12 protein-coding genes are annotated in these 15,140 nt (G+C 41.4%); 1 reads left to right on the top strand and 11 read right to left on the bottom strand.

Going from position 1 to position 15,140, the window contains the following annotated elements; all coding sequences use genetic code 11:
• Window positions 1-68: 68 nt before the first annotated feature.
• The 8 genes from BIZ36_RS08625 to BIZ36_RS08590 form a co-directional block, all read right to left on the bottom strand.
• Window positions 69-1,133 (bottom strand): NAD(P)/FAD-dependent oxidoreductase, encoded by a 1,065-nt coding sequence (locus BIZ36_RS08625; protein WP_187457485.1) that lies wholly within the window; start codon window positions 1,131-1,133, stop codon window positions 69-71.
• Between the two features lie 5 nt (window positions 1,134-1,138).
• The gene (gene cobA / locus BIZ36_RS08620) at window positions 1,139-1,951 is read right to left on the bottom strand and encodes a uroporphyrinogen-III C-methyltransferase (RefSeq protein ID WP_187457484.1); all 813 of its coding nucleotides are present in this window, start codon (window positions 1,949-1,951) and stop codon (window positions 1,139-1,141) included.
• 3 nt (window positions 1,952-1,954) lie between these two features.
• Window positions 1,955-4,045, bottom strand: coding sequence for a ferredoxin-like domain-containing protein (locus tag BIZ36_RS08615; RefSeq protein WP_187457483.1), 2,091 nt, complete (start codon window positions 4,043-4,045; stop codon window positions 1,955-1,957).
• Window positions 4,046-4,165: 120 nt separating this feature from the next.
• Window positions 4,166-5,413, bottom strand: a complete 1,248-nt coding sequence (locus BIZ36_RS08610) for a sulfate adenylyltransferase subunit 1 (RefSeq protein ID WP_187457482.1) — start codon at window positions 5,411-5,413, stop codon at window positions 4,166-4,168.
• Window positions 5,414-5,505: 92 nt separating this feature from the next.
• Window positions 5,506-6,426: a sulfate adenylyltransferase subunit CysD gene (gene cysD / locus BIZ36_RS08605; protein WP_187457569.1), complete on the bottom strand. Its 921-nt coding sequence runs from the start codon at window positions 6,424-6,426 to the stop codon at window positions 5,506-5,508.
• A 77-nt stretch (window positions 6,427-6,503) separates the two neighbouring features.
• On the bottom strand, window positions 6,504-7,127 hold the full coding sequence (locus BIZ36_RS08600) for a phosphoadenosine phosphosulfate reductase domain-containing protein (RefSeq protein WP_187457481.1): 624 nt from the start codon (window positions 7,125-7,127) through the stop codon (window positions 6,504-6,506).
• A gap of 11 nt (window positions 7,128-7,138) precedes the next feature.
• A complete protein-coding gene (locus tag BIZ36_RS08595; protein ID WP_187457480.1) occupies window positions 7,139-7,402 on the bottom strand; it encodes a DUF2061 domain-containing protein in 264 nt (87 codons plus the stop codon).
• 172 nt (window positions 7,403-7,574) lie between these two features.
• A complete protein-coding gene (locus BIZ36_RS08590) occupies window positions 7,575-7,988 on the bottom strand; it encodes an RrF2 family transcriptional regulator (RefSeq protein ID WP_187457479.1) in 414 nt (137 codons plus the stop codon).
• Window positions 7,989-8,132: 144 nt separating this feature from the next.
• Here BIZ36_RS08590 and BIZ36_RS08585 point away from each other — a divergent pair, with 144 nt between their 5' ends.
• A complete protein-coding gene (locus BIZ36_RS08585) occupies window positions 8,133-8,963 on the top strand; it encodes a class I SAM-dependent methyltransferase (protein ID WP_187457478.1) in 831 nt (276 codons plus the stop codon).
• Here the strand turns inward: BIZ36_RS08585 and BIZ36_RS08580 are convergent.
• The 3 genes from BIZ36_RS08580 to BIZ36_RS08570 form a co-directional block, all read right to left on the bottom strand.
• Window positions 8,960-10,129, bottom strand: a complete 1,170-nt coding sequence (locus tag BIZ36_RS08580; protein WP_187457477.1) for a trans-sulfuration enzyme family protein — start codon at window positions 10,127-10,129, stop codon at window positions 8,960-8,962. The genes BIZ36_RS08585 and BIZ36_RS08580 overlap by 4 nt on opposite strands.
• A 227-nt stretch (window positions 10,130-10,356) precedes the next feature.
• Complete coding sequence (thrA, locus tag BIZ36_RS08575) at window positions 10,357-13,743, bottom strand: bifunctional aspartate kinase/homoserine dehydrogenase I (protein WP_187457476.1); 3,387 nt, start codon at window positions 13,741-13,743, stop codon at window positions 10,357-10,359.
• A gap of 80 nt (window positions 13,744-13,823) precedes the next feature.
• On the bottom strand, window positions 13,824-15,098 hold the full coding sequence (locus BIZ36_RS08570) for an O-acetylhomoserine aminocarboxypropyltransferase/cysteine synthase family protein (protein WP_187457475.1): 1,275 nt from the start codon (window positions 15,096-15,098) through the stop codon (window positions 13,824-13,826).
• Between the last annotated feature and the right edge of the window lie 42 nt (window positions 15,099-15,140).

Here is a 15,140-nt window from a genome sequence, read left to right as displayed (position 1 = left end):
ATTGATAAAAAAACCTCTCGAAAATGATTTTGAGAGGTTTTTTAACTATAAACAATTATTTGCAAGCACTAATTTGATATACTTTGAACCACTTCTTTTTTGGCCTCTTTTTTAGAACCATCAAAACCAGTCACCCCACCAACGGTAGTGTATTTCATTACAAACCTTTTACCTGGATTGATGATTTGGTAAGCATACTGACACATAACAGCTGCTTCGTGGAAACCGGACAAAATAAGTTTTAATTTACCTTCATATGTGTTGACATCTCCGATGGCAAATACACCTGGAATATTCGTTTGGTAATCTTTTGCGTTGTTCACTTTAATAGCGTTACGCTCAATTTCGAGTCCCCAATCACCAATGGGCCCTAATTTTGGAGAAAGACCGAACAATGGAATAAAGTTGTCTACCTCCAAATAGGTTTCTCCTTTTTCAGCATCGTTGTGTTTGATAACAACGGCCTCCAGTTTGTCATCACCATAAAGTTTCTTAACCTCAGCCTTGGTAAACAATTTAATTTTACCCAACTTGGCCAACTCCGAGGCTTTTTCCACAGAATCCAATGCACCTCTAAATTCATTTCTACGGTGTACCAAAGAAACTTCCGAAGCCACATCGGCCAAGAAAATAGCCCAGTCCAAAGCAGAATCACCACCACCGGCAATCACTACTTTTTTATCGCGGTATACTTCAGGGTCTTTTACCATATAAGCCACGCCATTATCCTCAAAGTCGCCAATGTTTGAAATAGGGGGTTTTCTGGGCTCAAAAGAACCGAGTCCGCCAGCGATAACTACCACAGGCGCATGGTGCTGAGTTCCTTTGTTAGTCGTTACTATAAAGGAACCATCTTCTTGCTTATCCAAGGTTTCGGCGCGCTCTCCCAAAGTAAAACCAGGCTCGAAAGGCTTGATTTGTTCCATGAGGTTATCGACCAATTTACCGGCCAGAATTTCTGGGAAGGCAGGTATATCATAAATAGGTTTCTTAGGATATATCTCCGAACACTGACCTCCTGGTTGTGGCAATGCATCGATCAAGTGGCATTTCAACTTTAACAATCCCGCTTCAAATACCGTGAAAAGTCCGGTAGGTCCGGCTCCAACAATAATTACATCCGTTTTTATCATAACTTCTAACTTAACTCTAATTTGTGATGGTTGGCAATTTCCAAAATACGGGCCCTATGGCGAACCACATCACCAATGATAATGATGGCCGGATTTGCCAATTTTTTATTTCTTACTTCTTCTTCAATAGTCTGTATGGTCGCTACCGCAACCTTTTCATCGGGTCGCGTGCCATTTTGAATAATGGCTATGGGAGTTTCCGCTTTGCCATCTCCTTTGAACAGCTCTACAATTTGCCCGAGTTTGGACATTCCCATTAAAATGACCACCGTAGCACTGCTTTTTGCGGCCAAGGCCACATCAGCAGATAATTTATGCTCTTTTGTAGTACCTGTGATGACCCAAAAACTCTCGGATGCACCTCTCTTTGTTACCGGAATATTCTGCGAGGCAGGGACGGACAAACAAGAGGATATTCCGGGAACCATGTCCACCGCTATCCCACGGGAAGCGGCAAATTCCATTTCCTCGGCTCCACGTCCAAAGACAAAGGGATCCCCTCCTTTTAAGCGAACTACGTGATGCCCTTGAGAAGCCCTATCCACAATCAGATCATTGATCTGTTCCTGTTGATAGGCGTAGCATCCCTTTCTTTTTCCAACAAAAATCTGTTCTGCGGTATGTGCATACTCCAATAATTCGGTTGCTACCAAAGCATCGTACAAAACTACATCCGCAGCCTTTAAAGCCTTTATCGCTTTTAAGGTGATGAGCTCTACATCTCCCGGACCGGCACCGACAACGGTCAACTTTCCGGTAGATGCATTGGGCTCATTTCCCCAACTGAATTTGTTATATGTAGTTTCTTGTTCACTCATGTACTAGGCTTCTGCCAATTCTTGTTGTCTGTAAGCTTCAACAGTTTTCAAAAACTGCTGCGCATCCTCTAAATAGCTTTTTGCAAATGCTTCGGTAGGCTCATTTTTGTTCAATTGTAAGGCCAATTCCTCAAAACTTCTACCTAATTCCACTTTCCCGCTGGCCACTAATTTTTCATCAAAATCCTTTATGATTCCCGCATGGGTGTTCACTTTGGTTTTTTCCGATGTTAAAATAGCTTTTGCCGAGTTTACCATGGAAGTATAGGAGTAATAAATACTGGCCGCCCACTTTTCTTGGTTCAGGGCTTCTACTGCATTCTGGATTTTCTCCTCACTTTCAAATAACAAGGTGGCTACCAAATCAATGACAACACCGGCACATTCACCCACCCCGATCGCTTTTTCATATCGCTCGGTATTACCCCAATCGATAAAATCTTCAGCAGTTAAATTGGTTACATCGGACAATGGCGTTAAGAAATCATAGAAATACATTTGTCCTTTTTCCTGATAATAATCGGCATACGATTGTCCGTTTCCGTTGGCATCGTAATCATCCAAAATCAAACGCAAGGCTTCAGGACCACGTTTACTAGGAATTTTCACCACCTTATCGGCAAAACGTCCATTTCCATTACCATCGTTGCTACCTCCTAATAATACTTGAAGTGCGGGAGCCACCAATTTATCCTTGGTACGCACGCTCATTCCCTGAAATCCGATATGGGCCATGTTGTGCTGCCCACAGGCGTTCATACATCCACTAATTTTTATTACCACATCCGGATTGGAAATATATTGCGGGTAATCCGCTTTTATTACTCGTTCCAATTCTTCGGCAATACCAGTACTACTAGCAATACCCAAATTACAGGTATCTGTACCTGGGCAAGCTGTAATATCCAATGCCTTGTTGTAACCTGCTTCCGCAAAGCCTAATTTAGATAGTGCTTTGTAGAAAAATGGTACCAACTCTTCCTTTACATAAGGAATCAATATATTTTGACGTAAGCTCAAACGAATTTCGCCCGCGGCATATTCGCTTACCAAATCGGCCAAAAGTCTTGCCTTATCAGTATACCAATCACCTAAAAGTACTTTGATTCCGATCGCCACAAACCCCTCTTGTTTTTGAGGAATAACATTGGTTGATTTCCAAGCTTCAAAAGCAGCCTGATCTTCAATTTCCACTTCCTTAGGCTGAGCATCCGCAATTTTTGCTTTTGGATATGCATCGGCATCTATTGGATATGATTGGTGTGGTACCGCTTTTTGCTCTGCCTCCAACAATTCCTTGAAACCATCCAAACCGACATCCTTGATCAAGAATTTCATCCGTGCCTTGGCCCTACTCTTACGCTCGCCATATCTATCGAACACACGAACCACACCATCCATCAAAGGAATGATTTTATCACTTTCCAAAAATTCAAAAAGAACATCTGCATGACGTGGCTGAGAACCAAGTCCACCTCCTAGCATCACTTTAAAACCTCTAACACCATCTTTAATTTTGGCAATAAAGCCCAAATCGTGCATGTAGGAAAGACCAGTATCTGCATCACTCGCAGAAAAAGACACCTTAAACTTACGTCCCATTTCTTGACTGATGGGGTTACGCAAGAAATATTGAAACAAAGCATGAGCGTAAGGTGAAACATCAAACGGCTCATCCACATCAATACCGGCAGTTTCACTAGCGGTCACGTTTCTTACCGTGTTACCACAAGCTTCACGTAGCGTAACATCATCTTTCTCCAACTCTGCCCAAAGCTCTGGGGTTCTGTTCAAGTCTACATAGTGAATCTGAATATCTTGGCGGGTGGTGATGTGCAACCTACCAGTTGAATACTCATCGGAAACATCACAGATACGCTTTAATTGTTTAGAAGTTACCTTACCATAAGGCAATTTTATACGAATCATTTGCACGCCCGGTTGACGCTGACCGTATACACCCCTTGCTAAACGAAGGCTTCGGAATTTCTCCTCATCTACCTTTCCGTCATGAAAGAGCTTGATTTTTCTTTCCAATTCGAGAATATCTTTCTCTACAACTGGGTTTTCTATTTCGGTTCTAAAACTCTGCATGCTGTTGTTTTGTTTCTTTTTCTGAGTATGGTGACCCAGATTTTATTTATATTTTTCCTATCGGTTTAATAGATAATAATGCGCAGCGTTTTATCAAAAACGCCGCTCCACTCATCCTTACTAGCTAATAAAGCCTGCCCCTACGGTACTGTTACTTTGAGAATCGATCAAAATAAAGGAACCGTTGGTACGGTGGTCTTTAAATTTATCGTAGAAAATAGGCTTGTTCAATTTAAAGGATACCTGTGCGATATCATTCATGCCCAATCCACTTACATCGGTATCGATACCAGAATAATCAGGACTGATTTTATGGTGTATTCTATCTACTTTGGCCAACACTTTATTGACACCGTGCTGAACCACATATTTTTTACCCGGTACCAGTTGATCTGAATCCATCCAAGAAACGGTAGCGGTAAACTGCTTGTCAATGGTAGGCAAATCACCTACTTTCACCAGCATATCTCCACGGCTTACGTTAATTTCATCTTCCAAAGTAATGGTTACGGAAGACCTTCGGGAAGCCGTTTGAAACTTTTTATCGTGGAAATGGATTTCCTTAATACGGGAACGGGTTTGCGATGGAAGCGCCACTACTTCATCTCCCACACTCAATTCACCTCCATAAACTTTTCCCGCAAAACCTCTAAAATCATGGAAATCATCCGTCTTTGGGCGAATTACATACTGCACCGGAAATCTTGGTGTACCGGTATTGTAAATATCCTTTAAATCCAGCTCTTCCAAGTGTTGTAACAACGTCTGACCTTCGTACCAGGGCATGGCATCGGATTTGTTTACCACGTTGTCGCCTTTTAGGGCACTCACCGGTATAAAGGTGATTTTCTGCTCTTGGTAATCTCTTTTCCTCATCAACTCTTCAAAGTCAGCTTTGATGCTATTGAAGGTTTCCTCCGCATAATCCACCAAATCCATCTTATTGATAGCAACAATAACATCTTTTACTCGAAGCATATTATTGATGAAAAAGTGTCTGTAGGTTTGTTCGATTACCCCTTTTCTGGCATCGATCAAGATAATGGCCGCTTGCGAGGTAGAAGCTCCGGTAACCATGTTACGAGTGTACTCCACATGTCCGGGAGTATCGGCAATGATGTAACTTTTAGTTGCGGTAGAAAAATAAATATGGGCCACGTCAATAGTGATTCCCTGCTCTCTTTCCGCCACTAAACCATCTGTTGCCAAAGAAAAATCCAAGTAATCGTAACCACGTTGCTTACTGGTTTTTTCAATAGCTTCTAATTTATCTGTAGTTAGCGATTTTGTATCATACAATAAACGCCCGATCAAGGTACTTTTACCGTCATCTACACTACCTGCTGTTGCTAATTTTAATACTTTCATCTTTATATGGTTGTTGGTTACTAGTTTTTTCTGTGAGGATACCTCACTAAAACCCATAACTCATAACTTTTAAATCTTAACTCTTAACTATCTTAGAAATACCCTTGTTGCTTACGCTTCTCCATGGCCGCTTCGGAACGCTTATCGTCTATACGTGCACCTCTTTCCGAGATGGAAGAATCCCTAATTTCCGAAACCACTTTAGCAATGGTATTGGCTTCGGATTCCACCGCAGCGGTACATGACATATCCCCTACCGTTCTAAAACGTACGATACGTTCTTCTACCAATTCATCCTCGGCCCTAAAAACCACATCGTCCTCGGCAGACCAGATAAGTCCGTCCCTCAAGAAAGTCTTACGCTTATGGGCAAAATATATAGAAGGAATTTCGATATTTTCAGCTTCGATGTAGCTCCACACATCCAACTCCGTCCAGTTACTGATCGGGAACACACGAACATTCTGACCCAATTCTATTTGTCCGTTCAACATATCAAACAACTCTGGGCGTTGGTTTTTCTCGTCCCATTGACCAAAATCATCCCGCACGGAAAAGATTCTTTCCTTGGCACGCGCTTTCTCCTCGTCCCTACGGGCACCACCAATACAGGCATCAAACTTGAATTCCTCAATAGCATCCAACAAAGTGGTGGTCTGCAACATGTTTCTACTGGCATATTTACCAGTTTCTTCCTTTACCTTTCCTTGGTCGATGGAATCTTGAACATTGCGAACAATCAATTCCAGACCCAATTCCTCTACCAAGCGATCCCTAAACTCAATGGTTTCAGGAAAGTTATGTCCGGTATCTATGTGCATTAAAGGAAAAGGGATTTTTGCCGGCCAGAAGGCTTTTTGTGCCAATCTCACCAAGGTAATGGAATCCTTTCCTCCGGAAAACAACAGTACCGGTCTTTCAAATTGCGCCGCTACTTCCCTGATAATGTAGATAGCCTCGTTCTCCAAAGCGTTGGCAACATCGCCGGTAGCTCCTAAAAGTGCTGTATCCAATTCTTGTTCTTTTGTAACTGTTTCCAAGTTTTTATGCTTTTATCCTGCCGAAGCGGAAGTTTATAATAGTCAATTATTTAGGTATGCAATCCACATTCACGGTTCTCCAGAACCTTTGTGGGATCAAAATATTTATGCTCGTTGGGCAAATCGAATTCCGCTAAATAGGCATCCAATTCCGCATCGCTATAGTGATAGAAAGGGCTTACTTTTAGAACACCATCTTTACTTAAACTCAATACATCTAAAGAATCACGCAAAGCAGTTTGCCCTTTTCTAAGATTAGTGAACCAAACATCTGGTTGATGCGCTTCCATGGCCCTTCTAAAAGGTTCTAATTTCACCTGCTCGGTAAAAACGGCATGTCTTGGGTCTTCAATCTGCGGAATACCCATTACCACATCTCTATGCGCAGTGGTCTGCTTTGGAACATATAAGTCTATTTGAAGACCTAGACGCTCGATCAGTTCTTCGGCATGGCGGTAGGTGTTGGGCGTATTATAACCCGTATCGCACCAAACCACGGGAATATCAGATTTTACCTGAGTAATGGCATGAAGAATATTTACTTCATAAGGCCTAAAATTGGTAGTCACTACTGGATTTTTAGCATTCCCAATGGCCCATGCAATGATTTCTTGAGGATTTGCGCCTTCAAATTTTTTATTCTGCTCTTGAATTAATTCTTCTGAAAAACTCATTTGTCTATATATTATTTACCCCAAGATATTTTGTTCCAGATTCGCTCATGAAAAAAGTACAGAACCATTTTGGTTACCAATTCTATCAAACCTATGGAGAAAGCCAAGGTTAAGGTACCGGTAACGATCCACGAAATAATGATGGTATCTATGGTTCCCACGATTCTCCAACTAATAGACTTAACGATACTTCTTTTTGGGCTTTCAGAAGTTTTGTCTTTCTGAAAAGTCGTTTTCTGGTTTTTAGAATCCACTGTAAGTTGATCTACTATCATAACCTTTATTATCCTATTAATTTAATAGAGTAAGCAAAAATAGAATTATTTTTTGAACTGAGTAGCACCAAACCAAAAGAATTTACAATTACCCTATGGATTTAGTAGATTATTAACAAAACGTATTTTTTTCTAAGATATTTTCAACCGATGAAATACTCAAAATCAATGATTAAGAAATTATGAGGTCAGCTAAAGTGTTATTTCGGTAAACCTCAAGGTTGGCATCCCTGACCATAAGCATGAGCTTATTTACCGAACAAGTGGCTTCGTCACGGCAATCTGCACATTTTTCGTAGAAATTGAGGCTTACACAGGGCACCATAGATATTGGCCCTTCCAACACCCGCATGACATCGGTCATCAGAATTTCATTGGGCTCCTTTATGAGGTAGTACCCTCCGCCCTTTCCTTTTTTAGAACCTAAAAAACCACTTTTTCGAAGGGACAATAAAATACTCTCCAGAAACTTTTGGGAAATATTTTCGCACTTTGCAATTTCAGAAATCTGCACAGGCGCTTTTTCCTTTTGGGAAGCTAAATAAGCAAGGGCCTTGAGGCCATATTTGGTCTTTTTAGAGAGCATAAGGCGAAGATACAGAAAATTAAAATTTTTAATGGCTCGTATCCTTAATTGGAATTAACCCCGAAAACGAAGCGCGAATCAACCTATACAAACCATCAATATTCTTAGCTTTGAGGGCTACAAGTTGTATTAACTACCCGTCAAATGACCAACCACAAGAAACTCATCAGCAAAAACGTAGAAGACTTTTATAATCAGGCTTCTGAGGAAACCCGGCTAGAAAACGGCATGGGAATCTTTGAGTTTGAACGAGTGAAAGAACTTATCAAAAAACACCTTCACAAACCCAACATGGTTATTTTAGATGTTGGCGGAGGTACCGGAAAATACTCCGAATGGCTCTCAGACTTAGGTCATAAGGTATATCTTGTAGAACCGGTGATGAAGCACATCAAACTCGCTCAAAAGCGGGCCAAAAAATCTAAAAATGGCTTTTCGGTAAAAGTCGGGGCTTCCCAGCAATTGGATTACCCCAATAAATTTGCCGACATCATCCTTCTTCACGGACCCTTATACCATCTGCAGAACCCTAAAGATAGAGCCCAAACTATTTCAGAATCAATGCGGGTTTTAAAATCCGGGGGAACGGTACTTGGTTTTGCTATCAATTATACGGCCTCCACCTTGGTGGGGCTCCTTCATGGGTATATTCATGACAAGAACTTTTTCAACATGTGCAAGGAAGAACTCACCTCTAGTAATCACTTTCCTCCCAAGCAGTTTCCGGGTCTCATGGGAGAAGCATACTACCACCGCCCTGAAGAACTAAAAAGGGAATTTCAACAAGCGGGGTTCACCCATAATCTGCTTACGGCTGTTGAAGGAATGACTTGGCTAGACAAAGATTACTTTTCTAGCATGCTGCATCCTAAGAACAAAAAGACTTTGAGCGAATTACTTTCCATCACGGAAAATGACGAAAACCTGCTCGCTTTTAGCCCACACATGATGATTGCTTCAAAAAAGCCTAATTAAGCTTCCAACGCTTGTTTGATATCGGCAATAATATCATCTACATGTTCCAATCCTACGGAAACCCTCACGGTACCATCGGTAATACCGGTTTCTGCACGCTCTTCTACTGACAACTTACTGTGGGTGGTTGATGCCGGATGTGTCACAATACTTCTTGAATCACCCAGATTGGCGGATAAGGACAATAGTTTTATAGAATTGAAGAACTTTTGTCCAGCTTCCAATCCTCCTTTCACCTCAAAAGCAACTACACAGCCACCGGCCTTCATTTGCTTTTTGGCCACCTCGTATTTAGGGTGTGATTTTAAGAAGGGGTAACGTACCCAATTCACTTTTTCATGACCTTCTAGAAACGCGGCCAATTTCAGGGCGTTATCACAGTGCCTATCCACCCGTACCGCCAAGGTCTCCAAGCTTTTGGAAAGCACCCAAGCATTAAAAGGCGAAAGTGCGGGACCCGTAATTCGGGAAAAACGGTACACCTTATCTACCAATTCCCTTTTTCCTACAGTGATGCCCGCCAAAACACGACCTTGCCCATCCATTAATTTAGTTCCGGAATGTATAACCAAATCGGCGCCAAATTTTATGGGCTGCTGTAAATATGGTGAAGCAAAGCAATTATCAATGACTAAAATCAAATTATGCTTTTTGGCAATTGCCCCCAAATATTCTAAATCCAACACATCAACTCCGGGATTCGTGGGAGTTTCCGCATATAGAATTTTGGTTTTGGGCGTAATCAGCGATTCTATCTTTTCTACCTCATCACATTTAAAATAGGAATGGCTGATATTCCATTTCGGGAAAAAATTATTGAAAAGAGAGTGGGTAGAGCCAAAAATACTTCGAGAAGAAATTACATGATCCCCGGTATCCAACAAGGCCGCTAAGGTGGAGAAAACCGCTGCCATACCTGAAGCAAACGCAAATCCATCTTCGGCACCTTCCATTTGGCACACTTTTTCAATAAACTCGGAAGAGTTCGGATTTGAGTAGCGGGAATAAATATTTCGCTCCTTCTCCTCCGCAAAAGACGCGCGCATATCCTCGGCATCTTCAAACACAAAACTAGAGGTCACGTACATGGGCACCGAGTGCTCAAGATTTTCTGACCGTTTCAACTGCGTGCGAATCGCATTCGTCTCAAATTTATTTGTACTCATTTCTTCCTTTTTTTCTTTTTCTTTTTTGTTCCTAATGGATAGTAGTTTACCGCCAGAAGCTAAAAAAATCTACTACTTCTTTTAGCTATAATTCTTTAACTTATAACTATAAACTTTTAACTAATTATAGGTACTCCTAACCCCTAACTCCTAACCCCTAACTCCTAACTCCTAACTCCTAACTTCTAACTCCTAACTCCTAACTCCTAACTCCTAACTCCTAAAATCTATCCCTTTTCGGCAATCCTTAAAATATCCCCAAACACTCCTCTGGCGGTTACTGCCGCCCCTGCACCTGCACCTTGAATCACCAACGGGTTTTTGCCATAAGACTCCGTATATATTTCAATAATGGAATCGGAACCTTTCACCTGTCCCAAGGCACTTTCTTTAGGCACGGAAACCAATTTTACTTCCAGAATACCCTTTTCCTTCTGTAAATCTCCGTGCAAATCACCTACATAGCGTAAGACATGGCCTGGTTTCTGGTTTTTCTTTATTTCACTGAACTTGGCATCCAACACGTCCAATTTCTTTAAGAAATCATCTACTGAACCATCTCGTAATTCTTCCGGAATTAGATTATTGATACTGATATCAGAAAACTCATTGCTTAAATCCAACTCCCTCGCTAGAATCAATAATTTTCTACCCACGTCATTACCGGAAAGGTCCTCACGTGCATCTGGCTCGGTAAATCCTTTTTTCATGGCATCCAACAAAATGGCCGAGAATGGCTTATCGGACTCCGAAAACGTATTGAAGATATAGCTTAAAGAACCAGAGAAAACCCCTTTAATCTGGGTAATGTTCTCACCGCTTAAATGCAATAATTTAATGGTATCGATCAATGGTAGCCCTGCTCCCACATTGGTTTCATATAAGTATTGTTTTTGGTTCTTCCCCAGCTCTTCCCGTAATAATTGATAAAAATCAAAACCAAGGGTATTAGCTATTTTATTGGAGGAAACCAAATCAAAACCATTTTCTACAAAATCGAAATAGTGGGCTACAAAATCTTCATTGGCCGTATTATCAACAGCAATCAAGTTTTCCAAATGGTTCTTTTTGGCGAACTCCATCACATCGGAAAACGTGTAGGACACTCCCCTTTCCTCAATGGCTTTTTTCCATGATTTGGGAACTCCCTTTTTCTCCAAAAGAACTTTACGTGAGTTGGCTACCGCAAACACATTTAAGTCGATTCCCTTACGCTCTTCAATGGCCTTTTTGGACTTTAAAATCTGTTCGATCAAAGTACCGCCCACATTTCCATGACCGAAAATGGCCAAGTTCACTTTTTTGCTGATTCCGAAAATCTGACCGTGCATTACATTGATGGCCTTGTGCAAATCGGTTTTTTTGACCACCAAACTCACATTCTTTCCGGAAACCGTATTATTGAACAATAACGGCACTACCTGATTCTTGATCAAAGCGTTAAAGGGCCTATGAAAAGTACTTAAATCTTGACCTACCACAGATATTACAGACACTTGATCTTGAACAGTTATCATATTGATATCCTTGGTCTCATAATCTCCTGCAAATTCAGCATCCAAGGCCTTTTTTGCTCTTTGCGCCTTATCGGCATCCACCACAAGACCAATACCACGTTCCGAGGATCCTTGTGAAACAATACTTACACTAATATTGTTTTGGCCCAAGGCCCTGAAAATACGGGCATCAACCCCAACTTTTCCGAGCAGTCCCCTACCCTCTAAATTAATCAGCGCTACATTTTCAATGACCGAAAGCGAACGGATACCCCCTTTTTTTGACTTGGCACTGATCAAGGTTCCTTCATTGTCATCATTGAAGGTATTCAATATTCTCAAGGGAATATTTTTTTCAATTAAGGGTATAATTGTTTTTGCATGCAAGATGGTGGCTCCAAAATTAGCTAGCTCATTGGCTTCACTATAACTAAGATTGTCAATTCGCCTGGCATCAGGTACCAAATCCGGATTGGCCGTAAAAATTCCGTCTACGTGGGTGTAATTCTGGAGTTCTTCTGCATTCAAAAAATTGGCAAATAGCGCAGCGGAATAGTTACTGCCATTTCTTCCTAAAGTGGTGGTATCCCCATTTTCGTCGGAAGCAATAAACCCAGAAATGACCGGTACAGTTTGCGTCTCCAAATTTGCGAAATGCCTAATTACATTCTCCTTTGACTTAACCTCATCTACAGCGGCATCACCAAAATTGGAATCGGTTTTCAACAATAACCGAGAATCCAAGGCTTGTGCCGAAATTCCCCGTCCTACCAATAACTTACTTACCAGTTTAATGGAAATCAATTCCCCAAAAGCCAACACCTGGTCTTTAACCTTCTGACTATAATCACCTAAAAGGGAAACACCTTCCAAAATTTTTGCCAGCTCCTTAAATTCATCTCCCAGTTTTATATTTTTAAAACTGTGCTGTTGGTATTTTTCAAAGGCCTCAAAGTCCTTATGGTAATTATGACCGGAAGCTGCCCTTTCCAATAGGTTTTCAAGCTGATCCGTTGCCTTTCCTCGAGCGGAAAGAATGACCGCTATATTCTCGCCTTCACTTACTTTCTTGGTAATGATGTTCAAAACCCTTTCCAAGCCTTCACCATTGGAAAGCGATTTACCCCCAAACTTGAGTACTTTCAGTCCTTGACTTTTTCCATTTCTACTGAAAATAGGTCGCAGTAGCTGTTCCATTTGGTCAAACTCGATCAAAAAGGCGTCATGTCCATGAAGTGAGTGTACTTCACCATAGGTAACATTACTATTCGCTTGGGCCAACTGCTTGTACGTTTCCTTATTTTCCTTCGCTGTAAAGAACAAATCCGAATCTACTCCAACAATATGGATATTCATATCGCTGTTTTGAAGTTCTATAAAATTACAGTCACCATCCCTCATGATATCGATGGTCTTCAACAATTGGTTCATCAATTTATAGGCTGAAAGCTGAAACCTTCCTTGTAGTTTCTCACCGTGGTGCATCAACCAACTTTCTACATTGAAAACCTGTAATTCTTCATTGGTACTTCTTTTAAAGCGTTCTTTAAAGGATTCCGGAGTTCGATAAGTCAACATCGCGTGCATACGGGCATCATGTACAGGCTGCTTGGAGTTGACCAAAAACTGTTCTTGTATTTGGCAGTTGGCAATCAACCAATCGGTAGACTTCCAATCAGAAGCCACCGGAATCAAATGTTCTGTTATTTTAGGATTGAGGGCCGCCATCTCCCAAGCAATGCCCCCTCCCAATGACCCACCAATGATCGCATAAAGCTTTTTGATTTCAAGCATTTCAAGCCCTTGAAGAAATATACGGGCCATATCCCCTGCCACAAAATCCTTGTAGTTTTCAATGACGAATTTGTCATGTCCGTTACCGGGAATATTAAAGGAAAGGATAGTGTATTTATTGGTATCGATACACTTTCCTTCTCCAATTAGGGCAGACCACCAGCCATCGTTTCCGGTAACATTCGAGTTTCCGGTAAGGGCATGGTTGACCAATACGATAGGGGCGCTGCGCAGCTCTTGACCGAATAGCTGGTATGAAAGCTCAATATCCTGCGTCTTTTGACCCAGGGTTTGATAATTCTTTATTTGAAGATGATGGAGCATAAATTTTTATTGTGCTAACAGCAATTTGTTGAAGGAAAAGGGACACCTCATACCCTCAACAAACCGCCATTACTTATTTATCATATTTGACTAAAAGCTTGTTCCAGATCAGCTTTTAAATCTGCTACGTCTTCCAAGCCAACTGAAAGACGGATCAAATCTTGGCTTACTCCGGCACCCGCCTGTTGCTCTTCGTTCAACTGCTGGTGGGTAGTACTGGCCGGATGGATAATCAAGGATTTGGTATCCCCAATATTTGCCAACAAAGAGAATATTTTAGTGGCATCGGTCAATTTCTTGGCTGCCTCAAAACCTCCTTTAACACCGAATGTAACCAAACCACTTTGGCCTTTGCGAAGGTATTTTTTAGCCAGCTCATTGTATTTGCTACTTTCCAATCCAGGGTAGTTGACCCAAGCGACCTCATCGCGACCTTCCAACCATTTTGCCAATTCCAGAGCGTTTTCACTATGCTGCTTGATACGAACGTTCAAAGTCTCCAAACCTTGAATAATCTGGAAGGCGTTGAACGGACTCAAAGCCCCTCCAAAATCACGCAGCCCCTCTAAAATCAATTTGAAGGTATAGGACGCTGCACCCAAGGCTTCATGATACACCAAACCGTGGTAACCAGCAGAAGGTTCTGTAAACTCCGGGAATTTACCATTGGCCCAATCAAAAGTACCGGCATCTACGATGACACCTCCCAAAGAAGTACCCTGTCCGCCAATATATTTGGTCATGGAGTGAATAACGATATTAGCCCCGTGCTCAATAGGATTTAATAAAGCAGGTGTGGCTACTGTATTATCAACGATAAAAGGTACTTGAGCTGCTTTTGCCTCTTCTGAAATAGCTTGTAAATCCAACACATCCAATTTTGGATTCCCAAGGGATTCTACAAAAAAGGCCCTTGTATTATCTTGAACGGCATTTTTAAAGTTTGTAGCATCCGAAGCATCAACAAAAGTGGTGGTGATTCCCAATCTAGGTAAGGTTACATTTAACAAATTAAAAGTACCCCCGTACAAACTACTGGAAGCAACAATGTGATCGCCGGCTTTCAATAATGTCATTAATCCTGTAGAGATGGCTGCCGCACCCGAAGAAAAAACCACGGCACCAATACCGCCTTCCAATGCGGCCAAACGCTTTTGAAGTATTTCATTGGTAGGGTTGTTCAAACGGGTATAGATAAAACCTAGCTCGGCCAAAGAAAAAAGATTGGCTGCATGGTCCGTATCATTAAAAACGTAGGAAGAAGTCTGATAAATAGGTACTGCTCTCGTTCCGCCAGTTTCTTTTGTGTCATGCCCAGCATGAAGTGCGTTGGTTGAAAAATTGTAATCGCTCATTTTATATAGTATTTAAGTTGTACAAATCAATATACGAACAAA

The organism is Cytophaga sp. FL35 (assembly GCF_014349235.1).
GTDB lineage: Bacteria > Bacteroidota > Bacteroidia > Flavobacteriales > Flavobacteriaceae > Euzebyella.
The sequence above is the reverse complement of the archived record's forward strand: the minus strand, read 5'-3'. Positions and strand labels throughout refer to the sequence as shown.